General features: G+C 68.3%; 4 protein-coding genes (1 of these 4 running past the window's edge). 2 read left to right on the forward strand and 2 right to left on the reverse strand.

The genetic code is table 11. The features are described 5' to 3' along the window. On the forward strand, positions 1 to 11,524 hold the 3' portion of the coding sequence (locus EV192_RS55660) for a type I polyketide synthase (protein WP_243726771.1). It extends 80 nt beyond the left edge of the window; only the last 11,524 of its 11,604 coding nucleotides appear in the window; its start codon lies beyond the left edge, outside the window; the stop codon is at positions 11,522 to 11,524. Here EV192_RS55660 and EV192_RS11000 read toward each other — a convergent pair. Beyond that, the gene (locus EV192_RS11000; RefSeq protein WP_243726772.1) at positions 11,485 to 12,396 is read right to left on the reverse strand and encodes an AfsR/SARP family transcriptional regulator; all 912 of its coding nucleotides are present in this window, start codon (positions 12,394 to 12,396) and stop codon (positions 11,485 to 11,487) included. The two genes, EV192_RS55660 and EV192_RS11000, sit on opposite strands and share 40 nt — an antisense overlap. Before the next feature lie 619 nt (positions 12,397 to 13,015). Between EV192_RS11000 and EV192_RS11005 the strand changes: the two genes are divergently transcribed. Continuing rightward, positions 13,016 to 14,863, forward strand: a complete 1,848-nt coding sequence (locus tag EV192_RS11005; RefSeq protein WP_207925977.1) for a right-handed parallel beta-helix repeat-containing protein — start codon at positions 13,016 to 13,018, stop codon at positions 14,861 to 14,863. 53 nt (positions 14,864 to 14,916) lie between these two features. On the opposite strand, the gene EV192_RS11010 is transcribed toward EV192_RS11005, so the two are convergent. Continuing rightward, positions 14,917 to 16,611, reverse strand: coding sequence for a DUF7405 family protein (locus tag EV192_RS11010; RefSeq protein WP_207925978.1), 1,695 nt, complete (start codon positions 16,609 to 16,611; stop codon positions 14,917 to 14,919). Positions 16,612 to 16,666 lie beyond the last annotated feature (55 nt).

Consider the following 16,666-nt stretch of genomic DNA (forward strand, 5'->3'; position numbering starts at 1 on the left):
GGCCGAGCTGCACCAGACCCGGCAACGTCTGCGGGAACCCATCGCGATCGTCGGGATGAGCTGCCGCTATCCGGGCGGGGTGAGTTCGCCCGACGACCTGTGGCGCCTCGTGTCGGCCGGCGAAGACGCCATCTCGGCGTCCCCTGTGGACCGTGGCTGGGCCGCCGTTGGCGGGTTTCTCGCTGACGCGGCCGGTTTTGACGCCGAGTTCTTCGGGATCAGCGCCCGCGAGGCCACTGCCATGGATCCGCAGCAGCGCCTGCTACTGGAGACGGCGTGGGAAGCCGTTGAACACGCCCGCATCAACCCGGCGTCGTTGCGCGGCACCGACACCGGAGTGTTCGTCGGTGTGATCGCCCAGGACTACGCGGCACAGTTGTCGGACGAGTCCGAGGGCTATCTGTTGACCGGCAACACAACTAGTGTCGCGTCCGGTCGAGTGTCGTACGCGTTGGGCCTGCAAGGGCCTGCCGTCACCATCGACACCGCGTGTTCGTCGTCGCTGGTGGCCATGCACGTCGCGATGCAGGCGCTGCGGCAAGGAGACTGCGCACTGGCGTTGGCCGGCGGCGCCACGGTGATGGCCACCCCGGACATCTTCGCCGAGTTCGGCCGGCAACACGGCCTGTCCCCGGACGGGCGGTGCAAGTCGTTCGCGGCCGCCGCCGACGGCACCGGATTCGCCGAAGGCGTCGGCCTGGTCGTGCTGGAACGGTTGGCCGACGCCCAGCGCAACGGCCATGAAGTCCTGGCGGTGATCCGCGGCAGCGCGGTGAACTCGGACGGCGCCAGCAACGGCCTGACCGCGCCCAACGGTCTCGCGCAGGAAACCGTGATCCGTCAAGCGCTCTCCAGCGCCCAGCTGGACCCGGCCGACATCGACGCGATCGAAGCGCACGGCACCGGAACGGCCCTCGGCGACCCGATCGAGGCCGAAGCGCTGGTCACGACATACGGCGAGGGCCGCGAGCGGCCGCTGTGGCTGGGATCGGTCAAGTCCAACATCGGCCACACGCAGGCGGCAGCCGGCGTGGCCGGAGTCATCAAGATGGTGCTGGCCATGCGGCACGGCACGTTGCCGAGAACCCTGCACGTCGACGCGCCCTCACCGCACGTGACCTGGTCGAACGTCGCCCTGCTGACCGAGCCGGTCCCCTGGCCGGAGCCGCGGCGCGCGGGAGTGTCGTCGTTCGGGATCAGCGGCACGAACGCCCACCTCATCCTTGAGCAGGCCCCTGACACCGAGAAGACGTCCAAGAGCCGTGTCAGCCCGGTGCCGTGGATCGTGTCGGCACGCACTGAACCGGCCCTGCGCGCCCAGGCCGAACGACTGCGGGCGTACGTCGACCAGGACCTCGCCGACGTGGGATTCTCCCTGGCCACGACCCGCGCCACGATGGATCACCGCGCCGTCGTCGTCGCCGACAACCGCGAGGACTTCCTGCGCGGTCTCGACGCCCTGGCCCAAGGTGAACCGGTGGTCCACGGCAAGGTCGCGTTCCTTTTCCCTGGGCAGGGCAGCCAACGCGCGGGCATGGGACGCGAGCTGTCCGAGTGCTTCCCGGTGTTCGCGCAGGCCTTCGAAGAGGTGTGCTCGTACCTCGATCCGGCGTTGCCCGACGTCATGTTCGCCGAGGACAGCACGCTGCTGGACCAGACCGGTTACACCCAGGCCGCGCTGTTCGCCTGGGAAGTCGCAGTCTTCCGCCTGGTCACGCACTGGGGCGCGACCCCCGACTATCTCTTGGGGCATTCGGTCGGCGAGGTGGCGGCGGCGCACGTTGCCGGGGTGTTGTCGATCAAGGACGCGTGCACGCTGGTCTCCGCGCGCGCCCGGCTGATGCAGGCGTTGCCTCCCGGCGGCGCGATGTTCGCGGTGGAGGCCGGCGAGCAGGAGCTGCTCGACCTGGTGGCCGGCCACGAGCAGCACGTGAGCGTCGCCGCAGTCAACGGCCCGACTTCGGCCGTGCTGTCCGGCGATGAAGACGTTGTCTCTCGTCTTGTCCGACAGCTGGCCGAGAAGGGACGCAGGACCAAACGGCTCCCGGTCAGCCACGCCTTCCACTCCCCGCGCATGACCCCCATGCTGGACGAATTCGGCCGGGTGGCGCGGAGTCTGACCTTTCACGAGCCGCGGATCCCGATCGTTTCGAACGGCCGGGTCACCGAACCCGACTACTGGGTTCAGCACGTCCGACAGACCGTGCGGTACGGGGACGGGCTGGCCTGGCTGAAATCCCGGAACGTCACTTCTCTCGAACTCGGGCCGACGGAGTCCGAGGCGCACGCGGTGACCAAGGCCGTCGCGCAGCTGCCCGACCTGGACTGGACCGCCGTGTTCGGCGAGCGAACCCTGGTCGACCTGCCGACGTACGCCTTCCAGCACACACGTTACTGGCACGATCACGCGCACGCGGACATCAACGAGTGGCGGTACCGGATCGAATGGCGACCGATCCCCGACCGCCCCCGTAGCACTCTCTCCGGCACCTGGCTCGTTCTCCATGACGACGCCGACGACCTGGTACCCAGCCTCGTCCGCGCGTTGACCGACAGGGGTGCGCGAGCCGTTCCGGCGCGAACAGCCGACCAGGCAGGCGTTTCCGGGGTGGTGTCGCTGCTCGGGCTCGCTGGGACTCTCGCACTGCTCCAAGCTCCTGGCGACGCGCCAGTGTGGTGTGTCACCCGCGGCGCGGACGACCCGGCGCAGGCGATGGTGTGGGGTCTGGGGCGGACCGCCGCGTTGGAGTACCCGCAGCGTTGGGGCGGCCTGATCGACCTGCCGCCACCGTGGGACGAGCGGGCTGTCGGCCGATTGTGCGACATGCTCGGCGGTTCCGAGGACCAGGTCGCGGTGCGCTCATCTGGTGTGTACGCGCGACGGCTCGTCCGCGCCTCGGCTGCCCCATCAGGTCCACAATGGACCTTTCGGGGGACGGTGTTGGTCACCGGCGGCACCGGAGAGCTGGGCGGACACGTTGCCCGCTGGCTCGCCCGCACCGGCGCCGACCACCTGGTGCTGGCCAGCCGGCGCGGCCCGGACGCACCCGGCGCCGCCCGCCTCAAGGCGGAACTGGGGATCGACGTCACCTTCGCGGCCTGCGACGTGACCGACCGCGACCAAGTCGCCAAGCTGGTGCAGGGCTTGGACGTGCGCGCGGTGGTGCACCTGGCGGGGACGAGCCTGTTCGCCGCCATCGCGGACACCACGCTCGACGTCCCGGACGCCAAAGTCCTGGGCGCCAAGCATCTCGACGAAGTGCTCAAGGACGTCCCGCTGGACGCGTTCGTGCTGTTCTCGTCGGTCGCCGCGACCTGGGGCAGTGCCGGGCTGGGCGGATACGCCGCCGCAAACGCTTTCCTGGACGCCCTGGCCGAGAAACGCCGGGCCGCCGGCCAGGTCGCCACCTCGATCGCCTGGGGGCCGTGGGAAGGCGCGGGCATGTCCGGCGACACCGAGCGGTGGCGTCAGCGCGGGTTGTCGCCGATGTCGCCGCAGCTCGCCCTCACCGCGTTGCACCAGGCACTCGACCGCGACGCGACGCTGCTGACAGTCGCCGACGTGGACTGGTCACGCTTCGCCCCCGCGTTCACAGTGGCTCGCCGTAGCCCCCTGATCGACGAGTTCGTCGCGTCACCCCTGGCTCAACGGCTCGCCGGCCTGCCCGACGTGGAGCAGGAACGGCTGGTTCTCAAGTTAGTAAGTACTCACTCACTGCGTCTGATCGGCCACGACTCGCTCGACGTCGACCGAGCGTTCGCCGACCTCGGCTTCGACTCGATGACCGCAGTCGAGCTGCGACGGCGACTCGTCGAGGACACCGGGCTGAACCTGCGGACCACCCTCCTGTTCGACCACCCGACCCCGGCCGCACTGGCCCGGCACCTGCGCGCGATGGTCGCCGGCCGCGTCGAAACCGCGCCGGCCACCGCGCCCGGTCCGGCCGACGAGCCGATCGCGATCGTCGCCATGGGCTGCCGTTACCCCGGTGACGTCCGATCGCCCGACGATCTGTGGCGGCTGCTCGAAGCCGGGGTCGACGCGATCTCCGACTTCCCGGCCGACCGTGGTTGGGACACTGTGGACTCCGCTGTGCACCAAGGCGGATTCCTCGCCGACGCCGACCGGTTCGACAACGACTTCTTCGGCATCAGCCCGCGCGAGGCCCTCGCGATGGATCCGCAACAACGCCTCCTGCTCGAAGTCGCCTGGGAGACCGTCGAACGGGCCGGCATCGACCCGGAGTCGTTGCGCGGCAGCCAGACCAGCGTCTTCGCCGGCTGCGGTGGCCAGGACTACGCCCGCCTGCTGACCAGCTCGGACGGGTACCTGATGACCGGCAACGCGAGCAGCGTCGCCTCCGGCCGGGTCGCGTACACCCTGGGACTGGCGGGCGCGGCGATCACCGTCGACACCGCCTGCTCGTCCTCGCTGGTCGCCCTTCACCTGGCGGTTCAGGCTCTACGGCAAGGGGAATGCTCACTCGCGCTGGCCGGCGGCGCTGCCGTTCTGTCCACACCGGACGTTTTCGTCGAGTTCAGCCGGCAGCGGGCGTTGTCGCCGGATGGCCGCTGCAGGTCCTTCGCGGCGTCAGCGGACGGCACCGGGTGGGCCGAAGGTGTGGGTCTGGTCCTGGTGGAACGGCTTTCGGACGCGCAACGGCTCGGTCATCCCGTGCTCGCGGTCGTCCGGGGCAGCGCGATCAACTCGGACGGCGCGAGCAACGGACTGTCCGCGCCGAGCGGACCGGCCCAGGAGCACGTCATCCGTGCCGCGCTGGCCAACGCGCGCCTGACGGCCGAGGACGTCGACGCGGTCGAAGGCCACGGAACGGGCACCACACTCGGCGATCCGATCGAGGTCACCAGCCTACTGGCGGCGTACGGACATCGCGACCGTCCACTGTGGCTGGGATCGTTGAAGTCGAACATCGGCCACACGCAGGCAGCGGCGGGCATCGGCGGGGTCATCAAGATGGTGCTGGCCCTGCGGCACGGGCTGCTGCCGCGCACGCTGCACGTGGACGCACCGACCCCGCACGTGCCGTGGTCTGGGGCGGTCTCACTGTTGATCGAACCGGTGGCGTGGCCTGAGGCGGACCGTCCGCGTCGCGCCGGCGTGTCCTCGTTCGGGATCAGCGGCACGAACGCCCACGTCATCTTGGAGCAGGCGCCACCCATCGCGGGTGCTCCCAGATCGAGCGAAGCCGTGGTGCCTTGGGTGTTGTCCGCCAAGAGTCCGTCCCGGCTGCGCGCCCAGGCACAGCGACTGCTGGCGCACTTACGGGCCGATCCGGATCTACGGCCGGTGGACCTGGGTTACTCGTTGGTGACGACCCGTCCGTCGTTCGACCATCGGGCGGTGTTCGTGGGCGGCGACCGCGACGACCTGATGTCCGCGTTGGCGCGGATCGACAGCGATGCCACGCGCTCTGTCACAGGCAAGACCGTGTTCGTGTTCCCCGGCCAGGGCACGCAGTGGGCCGGGATGGGACGGGACTTGCTGGATCGCTCGCCGGCTTTCGCCGAGCAGTTCGAGGCGTGCGCTGACGCACTCGGGGAACACGTCGACTGGTCGCCGATGGACGTGCTGCGTGCCGCGGATCCGTTGGAACGAGTGGACATCGTGCAGCCGATGCTGTTCGCCACGATGGTGTCGCTCGCCGCCGTGTGGCGGGCTTTCGGGATCAGGCCGGACGCTGTGGTCGGGCATTCGCAGGGCGAGATCGCGGCGGCTTACGTGGCCGGTGGACTGTCCTTGTCGGACGCGACTCGGATCGTGGTGTCCCGCAGCAAGGCAATCGCCGTCCTCGCCGGTCGCGGCGGAATGGTGTCGCTGCCGCGGCCGGTGGCCGAGGTCGCCGAGATCATCACGCCGTACGAAGACCGTCTCGGCATCGCCGCCATCAACGGCCCATTGTCCACGGTGGTCTCGGGTGATGTCGGCGCGCTGTCGGAGTTGGTGGCCGGGGGTGCCCGCTGGATCCCGGTCGACTACGCGTCCCATTCCGTCCAGGTCGAGTCGGTGCGCGACCCTTTGCTGGACATGCTTTCCGGCGTCTCGCCACGGTCCTCGGAGGTTGCCTTCTACTCCACGGTCACCGGCGGCCTGCTGGACACTGCCAAGCTGAACACCGAGTACTGGTTCCGGAATCTCCGCGAGACCGTGGTGTTCGAGCGGGCCGTCCGCGCTTTGCTGGCCGATGAGTACGGTGTTTTCGTCGAGACCAGCCCGCATCCCGTGTTGACCGTGGGAATCCAGGAGGTCTCCGACTCGCCGCTGGTGGTGGGTTCGCTGCGCCGGGACCAGGACTCCTGGCCGGAACTGTTGACCTCGCTGGCCGAACTCCACGTGCACGGCGTGGACGTGACGTGGTCCGAAGCGTTCACCGGACTGAACGCTCGCCGGGTCGAGCTGCCGCCGTCCGTCGTCCAGCCGCGACGGTTCTGGCCGGACAAGCCGATCCTGGGGCCGCCGGTGCCGCTGGCAACCGGGGACGGCGTGCTGTTCAACGGCCGGCTGTCCGTCTCCACGCAACCTTGGTTGGCCGACCATCAGGTGCTGGACAGTGTGGTGCTGCCGGGTACCGCCTTCGTCGAACTGGCCGTGCACGCCGGCCGGCAACTCGGCTGTGACCTGCTGGATGAGCTGGTCCTGACCACCCCGCTGGTGCTGGACGGCGCCGGGGTCACGCTCCAGCTGATGCTCGGCGAGCCGGACGACTCCGGCCGCAGGTCCGTGACGATCCATTCGTGTCCGGACGGCACGTCATCGTGGACATGTCACGCCACCGGCACGCTCGCGCCTGGGGGCTCGCCCGAAGCCCGCCTAGCCGAGTGGCCGCCGGCTGGCGATCCACTTCGGACGGACGATCTGTACGACCGGCTGGCTGAGCGTGGTTACCGATACGGCCCGGCGTTTCAGGGCGTGCGTGCGGCTTGGCGGCGCGGATCGGAGGTGTACGCCGAGGTCGCCTTGCCGAACGTTCATCCAGCCGCGCTGATGGACGCGGCCCTGCACGCGATCGGCGACGAGGGACCGGCTCGGATGCCGTTCTCCTGGCACGGCGTACGCATGTCGACCATCCAGTCGTCGGCAGCCCGGGTCCGGATTTCCCGTGTCGCGGACGACACCGTGGCGTTGTCGATAGCCGACGACTCCGGTAGACCGTTGGTCTCGGTCGATTCGCTTGTGCTGCGGGATATCGGGGCCTTGGACTCGTTGTTCCACCTTGACTGGCGGCCGGTCGCGGCGGGCACACCGGCCGGGCGATGGGCGGTGCTCGGGCCCGACCTGAGGCTCGACTTCGACCGATACCAGAATCTCGACGATCTCGATTTCGTTCCGGACGTGGTCCTCGCGAGCTGCCCACCCACCGCACATGAGCTGCCCATGGCGGCGCGGGAATCCACGAACCGGGTGCTGGCGCTGATGCAGGCCTGGCTGGCCGATCCGCGGTTCGCTTCGTCGCGCTTGGTCCTGATCACCCGTGGCGCGGTGGCGATCGGCGACGGTGTACCGAACCTCGCCGAGGCGCCGGTATGGGGGCTCGTGCGATCGGCTCAGATCGAACATCCCGACCGATTCGTGGTGCTGGACATCGATTCCAGCGAGGCGATCCCGGCGGCCGTCGCCACGAACGAACCGCAGCTCGCGCTGCGCGATGGTGCCGTCCTGGTGCCGCGCCTCACCCGGGTCAGCCGGCCGGGCGGTGGTCGGCCGCTGGACCCGGCGGGCACGGTCGTGATCGTCGGCGGAACCGGGACACTGGGCAGCCTGGTGGCCCGCCATCTCCTTCAGCAACACGGCATCCGGCATCTGGTCCTGGTCGGCCGTTCCGGATCTTCGTCGTTCGGGCCCGAGGTTCGGATCGAGAAGTGCGACGCCGCCGACCGTTCGGCGCTGGCGGCTGTCCTGGCCACCATCCCGACGGAACACCCGCTCACGGCTGTGATCCACGCGGCCGGGGTGCTCGACGACGCGACAATCGAATCGCTGAGTCCACAACAGACCGACGCGGTATTTAAGTCCAAAGTGGATATAGCGTGGCATCTTCACGAGCTGACCAAGGACCTGGACTTGGCGCGGTTCGTGGTGTTCTCCTCCGCCGCCGCCACACTCGGCTCCGCCGGGCAGGGAAGCTACGCGGCGGCCAACAGTTTCCTGGACGCCTTGGCCGCGCATCGCCCTGACACGGTGTCGTTGGCTTGGGGACTGTGGGCGCCGAAGAGCGCGATGACCAGTCGTGCGGCCCGGATCCCCGGCATGGCGGAACTCACGGCCGCCCAAGGCCTCGCCCTGTTCGACGCCGCCCTTGCAGCGGACCAACGTTTCCTCGCGCCGGTACGGCTCGACACGTCCTCACTACGCGAGCAGCCGGTGACGCCCGCAGTGCTCCGCGACCTGGTCAGTCTCCCCCGACCTCAGCAACCGTTGGTTACCCGCCCCGACCAGGAAGGTGCCGTGCTCGACCTGGTCCGTACCCAGGTCGCCGGCGTGCTGGGACACACCACCACCCTCGACGACCAGCGCGCGTTCGCCGAGCTCGGATTCGACTCACTGACCGCCGTCGAACTCCGCAACCGGCTCAGCGCCGCCACGGGCCTGCGGCTGCCCACCACACTGGTCTTCGACCACCCGAACACGACGGCGCTGGCCGAGCACCTGCGCACACTCCTCTTCCCTGAGACCAAGGCTCGCCCGGCCGAGGTGCGGTCGAGGAACCACGAGCCCATCGCGATCGTAGGCATGGCGTGCCGGTATCCGGGTGACGTCCGGTCGCCCGAGGACCTGTGGCGGCTGGTCGAGTCGGGGGGCGACGCGATCTCCGCGTTCCCGTCCGACCGTGGCTGGGACGCCACCGGGTACGGCGGATTTCTGCGGGACGCGGATCGTTTCGACGCCAAGTTCTTCGGGATCGGCACACACGAGGCCACGGCCATGGACCCGCAACAACGGCTGCTGCTGGAGACCGGCTGGGAGGCGTTCGAACGGGCCGGACTCGACCCACGCGGCCTGCGCGGCAGCCAGACCGGCGTGTTCGTCGGGCTGATGTACAGCGACTACGGCTATCAACTGCGGCAGGTGCCGGACGAACTCGCGGGCTACATCGGCAACGGCACCGCGGGCAGCGTCGCGTCCGGCAGGTTGGCCTATACCTTTGGGTTGGAAGGTCCGGCCGTCACCATCGACACGGCATGTTCGTCGTCACTCGTGGCCACCCATTTCGCGGTCAACTCCCTGCGGCAAGGCGAATGCGAGCTGGCGTTGGCCGGCGGGGTCACGATACTGGCGACACCCGGTGTGTTCAGCGAGTTCCAGCGACAAGGCGGGCTCGCCCCCGACGGTCGATGCAAGTCGTTCGCCGCCGCGGCGGACGGCACCGGGTTCAGCGAGGGCGTCGGTTTGCTTGTGCTGGAACGTCTTTCGGACGCCCGACGCAACGGTCACCAGGTGTTGGCGGTCATCCGCGGCAGTGCGATCAACTCCGACGGCGCCAGCAACGGCCTGACCGCACCCAACGGCCGTGCGCAGGAACGGGTCATCCGGCAGGCCCTCGCCGATGCTCAACTATCCACAGTGGATATAGACGCGGTCGAGGCGCACGGCACCGGGACCACCCTCGGCGACCCGATCGAAGCCGGCGCGTTGGCCACCGCGTACGGGCCGGACCGGGACCGTCCACTGTGGCTGGGGTCGGTCAAGTCGAACATCGGCCACACCCAGGCCGCCGCCGGTGTCGCCGGCGTGATCAAGATGGTGCAGGCCCTTCGGCACGGCCGGCTGCCCATGACCCTGCACGTGGACCGGCCCACCGCACAGGTGGACTGGCCCGCCAGCGTGTCCCTGCTCACCGAGGGCCGGCCGTGGCCAGGTACGGACCGGCCGCGCCGGGCCGCGGTCTCGTCGTTCGGGGTCAGCGGTACCAACGCGCATCTCATCCTGGAGGAGGCCGCCGACGAACGTGAACCCGGTCGCCGGCTCGATGTCGTGCCGTGGGTGGTGTCGGGGCCGACCGAAGCCGCGCTACGAGCGCAAGCCGAACGGCTGCTGGCGTTCCCCTGCACGGATCTCACTGGAGCGGGACTCTCCCTGGCCACCCGTACGGTGTTCGACCACCGGGCGGTCGTGACCGGCGCCGACCGGGACGAGTTGAACCGGGGTCTGGCCGCGCTGGCCCACGGCGACCCCGCCGCCAACCTGGTCCGAGGCGTCGCGACCGAAGCGGGCAAGATCGCCTTTCTCTTCCCCGGCCAGGGATCGCAGCGCGCCCAGATGGGTCGATCGCTGTATGAAACGTTCCACTTGTACGCCAAGGCGTTCGACGAAGTCGCCGGGCACTTCGGCATGGACCTGGCCGACGTCGTCTTCGCCGAGGACGGCACGGCACTCGACCAGACCGGGTACGCCCAGCCCGCGCTGTTCGCCCTGGAAGTCGCCTTGTGCCGGCTGCTGGACCATGTCGGGCTGCGTCCGGACTACGTGCTGGGTCATTCCGTCGGCGAACTCGCTGCCGCCTGCGTCGCGGGCGTTCTGTCGCTCCCTGACGCCTGCACGCTGGTCGCCGCTCGTGGCCGGCTCATGCAGGCACTTCCCAGCGGTGGCGCGATGGTCTTCGTGCAGGCCACCGAAGACGAGATCCTGGCGCTTGCCGACCAGGTGGACATCGCCGCCCTGAACGGTCCATATGCGACGGTCGTCTCCGGTGATCGGGACGCGGTGGACCGGGTGGCCGCGCACTGGGCCGGGCAAGGCCGGACGACCAAGCTCCTGCGGGTCAGCCACGCGTTCCATTCCCGGCATATGGACAGCATGCTGGGCGAGTTCGGCCGGATCGCCGAAGGACTGCCGCATTCCGCGCCGACTGTCCCCATGGTCGCCACCGCCACCGGGCAGCCGACCGATCCCGGATACTGGGCGCGGCAGGTCCGCGAGCCGGTCCGGTTCGGCGCCGGTGTCCAGACCCTCGTCGACCTCGGCGTCCGAACCTACGTCGAAGTAGGACCGAACGCCGTGCTGTCGGCCATGCTGCCGGAGGACGTGGCGTCCGTGCCCGTTCTGCCGGACTTCACCAAGGAGTTGGCCTCGTTGCACGTACGTGGCGTGCGTGTCGACTGGTCGACGCTGTTCGCAGGCGCGCGACCAGCCGACGTTCCCACATACGCGTTTCAACGGCAACGGTACTGGCTCGGTGACACAGTTCCTGTTGCCGAAGTCACCGACGAGCCGCGGTTGCACGAACGTTTGGCCGGTCTGTCCGAATCCGACCAGGAGACCCTGCTGTTGCACCTGGTCCGCACGCATGTCGCGGCCGTGCTCGGCCTCGCCACGCCGGACGCGATCGGCGCCGACGACGACTTCCTGGACGTCGGCCTGTCGTCGTTCACCGGGCTCGACCTGCGCAACCGGCTGTGCGAGGCCACCGGGCTGGAGCTGCCACCCGTGGTGGTGTTCGACTGTCCGACCCCGACGCGACTCGTCCGCTATCTGCGCATGGAGTTGAACGGGACCCAACGCCCGTAGGGATAGGCCATCACGACGCTGACCATCGGCGTGGACAGCAGCGGCGGCGGCCAATGCTGGCTCGACTCGTTGTCGCCGTTGACAAGCATCGCGAACGGCTGCGGATGCAGCTGGTCCACGAACACCAGCGACTCCCGCGCCCGGCCGCCGTCGTCCAGCCGGTCGTCGGCCTGCAGGATGGCCCGGTGCAGGTCCCGCAACGCGCGACACGGCTCGATCCCGAGCTCCGCGGTGAGCTTCTCGCGCGCGACCCGGTACACCTGCAACGCGTCGCCCTGACGGTCCGATCGGTACAGCGCCAGCATCAGCTGCCGGTAGAACGCCTCGTGCAGGGGATGTTCGGACACCAGCGTGTACAGGAAGCTCACCAGCTCGCGGTGCCGGCCCAACATGAAGTCGGCTTCGACGAGCATCTCCACGCACTCCAGCCGGAGTTCCTCCAGCCAGGTCGCGAAACCCTGCACGATCGAGCCTTCGCGCAGGTCACCCAGTGCGGGGCCGCGCCACAGGTCGAGCGCCTCCGCGAACGTGGCCGACGCCTCCTCGTACCGTTTGGCGCGCATGTGCTCACGCCCCATCAGCACAAGTCTGCGGAACACGTCCAGGTCCAGGTCGTCGCCAACCACCCGGATCAGGTATCCCGGCGAACGTGTGACGATCGGACTTTCCCCCCGTCTGCCGACACCGAGGAACTTTCTCAGTTGCGACACATAGACGTGCAACGCGGCAAGTGCCCGCCGTGGTGGCCGCTCTCCCCACAGCTCGCCGATGAGCTGATCGTTGGTCACCACCTGATTCGCCCGCACCAGCAGCGTCGCCAGGACAGTCTCAACTTTCCGCGCGCCGATCGACAGGACGTCGTCCCCGTTCACCACGCAAAGGGTTCCCAAAGCTTGATACCTCAACGCAACCCCTAAGTTGATCATACTTCGGCCCCAGCCCTTCGGTATGCCACACCCAGCTTCGCAGAAGCGCGAAACCCGCCACAATACCCCGGAGAGTGATGGGTAACGGCGAATCAGCTGCACACAGTGACGTTTTTCCTGGTCACGCCCCATAATGATCTTTCTACGGAAGGTTGCCGACCGGTCACACCCGGATATTCCCGGGCCAGGTCGCCGAGACGACCGGACCGGTCCAAAGCCGGCCGGCGTCCACGGTGGAGGATCGACACGCCAGGGCATCACGCTCGTAACAGATAGGATGTATTTCGCGTTCTCTCCACGCTGACGCCCCCGAACGTCGCTTGACATCGGATGTCTTGGCTGCCTACGTTTCGTTGACCGCCGCCGATGTGTTGTCGAGCGTCCCAAAGGAGGGACAGCCATGTCGGGGGTCTCCCGTAGGCTTCGGGTTTTCTTCGTCGCCGGTGTGTTGGCCTGGGTGGGTGGTGGTGTGGGTAGTGCGACGCTCTCCGCCGCCGCTGTCGCAGGTGATGTCTTTGTCTCACCGTCCGGGAATGACGGCAATCCGGGGACTCAGGCCGCGCCGGTGCGTACTCCGCAGCGGGCCCAGCAGCTGGTGCGTGCGTTGAACGGCAACATGAGCCGGGACGTGACGGTGGTGCTCGCCGGCGGGTTCTACCGGTTGGCCAGTCCGTTGTCGTTGTCGAGCGCGGACTCCGGCACCAACAAGCACAACGTGGTCTGGACCGCTGACACGGGCGCTCGGCCGGTGTTCGCTGGCTCGACCAGGGTCACCGGGTGGAGCCGGATGTCGGCCGGCAGCCCGATCTTCGTGGCCCAGGCGCCGGTCGGGTTGGCCACGCGGCAACTGTTCGTCAACGGCAGCCGGGCCGAACGGGCGCACGGCTCGTTGCCGACCGCGTTGACCGGCCAGAGCTCCACCGGGTACAGCGGCGGCGGCAGGACCATGGGCGGCTGGCGCAGTCCCAGTGGCGGCAAGCCGCAGCTGGAGTTCGTCTACACGGGTGGGTTGGGCGCGTGGACCGAGCCGCGGTGCCCGGTCGCGTCGATCTCCGGGGACGCCGTGACCATGGCCCAACCGTGCTGGAGCAACTCCACCACCCGCGCCTGCTGCTTCACCGACCCGAACCACCGGGCGTACAACCTGGTCGGCCGCAGTTCGATCACCGAGCAGCCGACCCGGGTGGAGAACGCGTTCCAGTTCCTGTCCGCGTCCACCCCCGGCCAGTGGTTCCTCGACCAGGGCGACAGCAAGCTGTACTACGTGCCGCGGTCCGGCGAGGACATGGCCAAGGTGGACGTGGAGGCGCCGGTCCTGGAGAAACTCGTCGACGGCACCGGGGTCGCCAACGTCGTGTTCAACGGCATCCAGTTCTCCTACGCCACCTGGCTCGGGCCGCAGTTCCACGGGCAGGGCGGCAGCGACGGGTTCGCCGAGATCCAGGCCAACTACCAGGTGACCGGGGCGACCGGCGCGGCCCGGCAGGGCCTGTGCGACGTGCCACCGGCCGGGCACCACGGCGACTGCCCGTACGGCGCCTGGACCCAGGAGCCGGCCAACATCTCGTTGACGTTCGACCAGAACGTCCAGTTCACCAACAACGCCTTCGTCCACCTCGGCGCGGCCGGACTGGGCCTGGGCAACGGCACCCAGAACGCGGTGGTGAAGGGCAACGTCTTCACCGACACCTCAGGCAGCGGCATCCAACTCGGCAACGTGGACACCCCCACCGCCGCCGGCACAGCCCAAACCCTCAACAACACCATCGCCGACAACCACCTGTTCAACCTGCCGGCGGAATACCACGGCGGAATCGGCATCGACATCGGCTACGCGGCGAACACCAAAGTGCTCCACAACCAAATCGACCACACACCTTACACAGCGATCTCAGTCGGCTGGGGCGGCTGGCCGGACAAGGAAGCACAAGCCCCCAGGCCCAACTTCACGCACGACAACCAGATCGCCGACAACCTGATCTTCAACCACATGGCGACCCTGAACGACGGCGGCGCGATCTACACCCAAGGCCTGACCGGCACCGCACTGGCCAACGGCGAGAAAGTCACCGGAAACGTGATCCACGACCAAACCGGCAAAGGCCACGTGATCTACACGGACAACGGATGCACGTTCGAAACCATCACCGGCAACGGCATCTACAACACCGGTCCGGCCAACGCCTGGGGCAGCACCCACCACAACTACCTGCCGGGAGCCACCACCACCAACGACCCGACAGACGTAGAAAAGAACTACTGGATGAACGGAGCGACCAAGGGAAGCAACGGCGTAACGGTCAAAGGCAACACGGCAATCACCACCGCGAGCCAGATTCCAGCGAGCATCATCGAGAACGCCGGCCTGGAACCATCCTTCAAGCCCCTCCTGACCTGGACCCCAGCAGGGTAAGGCGAACGCCGGCCCTGGTGGGCCGGCGTTGACGAACACCTCAAGCGGGTTTGTCAGCCGGCGCCGGGTGGATCGGCGGGGGGTGTGGGTGCCACTGCTGTGCTGGTGAACTCGACTAGTGGGAAGGCGCGCACGGATCGGGGTGGGACAAGGAAGTTCTGGCGGCGCGTGGTGGTGATGAAGCGTTCAAGGCCGTTGTCCTCCGGGTCCACTTTGAACTGGGCCTGGAGGTCCTGTGCCGCCACGTCGGTGCGGATCCTTCGGAAGAACTCCGATGTGGGCACGAAGATGGCGAACTGGAGCTTGGGTTGGTTGCTGCCGGCGGACACGGTCGCGCCGCCGGTGGGGAAGGTCTGGAACTGGGGAACGTCCATGCCGCTGAGGCCTGGGCCGTCCATTCTGATGTGGATCGGGGTTCCGTCGGCCGCTCGGGAGGAGCGTTGCAGGGCCGCTTCGTGGCCGATGCGGGGCAGGCCGGTGAAGGTTTCCGTCTGTTGGGTGGCGGCTGGGTCAGTGGACTTGAACAGGCCGCCGGCGTCGCGGGCGGACAGGGTGGCGTCGTTGCGGCCCTGGAAGGTGTTGTTGACGAACGCCGGGCAGCCGCCGTTGGTGAACGGGTCGGTGGTGTTGAACGGGGTGGGCAGGCCGTCGGGGGTTCGGATCTGGTTGGCCCGGAACATGTACATGATTCGCTCGTCGGCACCTTCGCCCTCGGGATGCCGGGAGTCCTGGTCGGGCAGGGAGTAGAACTGGTACAGGTCCAGGATCACGTGCGAGAAGTGCTGGACGGCACCCAGCCCGAAGTAGTCACTCGCGGTGGCGTTGGTCAGGTTCGCCGACGAGTTCCCGGCGAACGTGCAGATCCGGGCCGGGCCGCTGGAGTCGACCTGTTGGTCGGCGAAGCCCATCCACATCGGCGAGTTCGGGTTGATCCGGGTCGCGAACTCGAAGTTGTTCGTGGTGGCGACCTGGCGGGGCATGCCCTGCTGGACGAACTGCACCCGGGTGGTCTGGAACGACATCAGGCCGTTGAAGGCGGGCGACCGGACACTGGCTCCGGCCAGCCGGTTGCTGCCCTGCAGCCACGCGAGCACGTCGTTGAGATTGCTCACCGAGTCACTGCGCATCTGGAACAACATGTCGTTGTTCTCCAGCACAAGGTTCACGTTGAAGCGGTCCTTGGTGACGTTTTTGGTAGGCGCGCCCGGCCCACCAACCACGCCCTGGACCACGTCGGTGGGCATGGCCACCGAGCGGGCGAGTGCGTTCGTCGTGCCGTCGGGGTTCAGGCCCGACCGCAGCTGCGGCATGAAGGTCTGGCAGAGCGATCCGTTCAGCCCACCCGGCAGCCGGTCGAAGTACCGGGCACTGTACGAGACGAACACGAAGATCCCGCTGGGACTGAAGGGGTAGGACTGCTCGATCGTGTTCAGGGCGTTGCTCAGGACCCGCTGGTCGGTGTTGGTCGGCGTGCGAGTCAGGACAACTGGGACGAAATAGGTGAAAACAGGACCGAACTGGGCGAGGACGTCACCGGCGCCGTCGTTGAAGGTGGCCGGTGCCTTGATGAAGTTGCCGATGTCGAACTGGATCGACGGCAACGCCGCCGCCGACTCGGCGGACGCCCGGTACGGGGACACGGCGACCGACTCGAGCAGTGCCAACTGAGTCGCGGCCGCGATCCCGAAGCCGGCTCGCAGAGCGTTGCGGCGACTGATCGTATGGTTCTTGAAATCGTTCAAGGACATGGATTTGCCTACCTCTCGGGGGTGTGAGGCAGACGTGCCTGGCAGGCACGAATGG

Source organism: Actinocrispum wychmicini (assembly GCF_004345645.1).
GTDB lineage: Bacteria > Actinomycetota > Actinomycetes > Mycobacteriales > Pseudonocardiaceae > Kibdelosporangium > Kibdelosporangium wychmicini.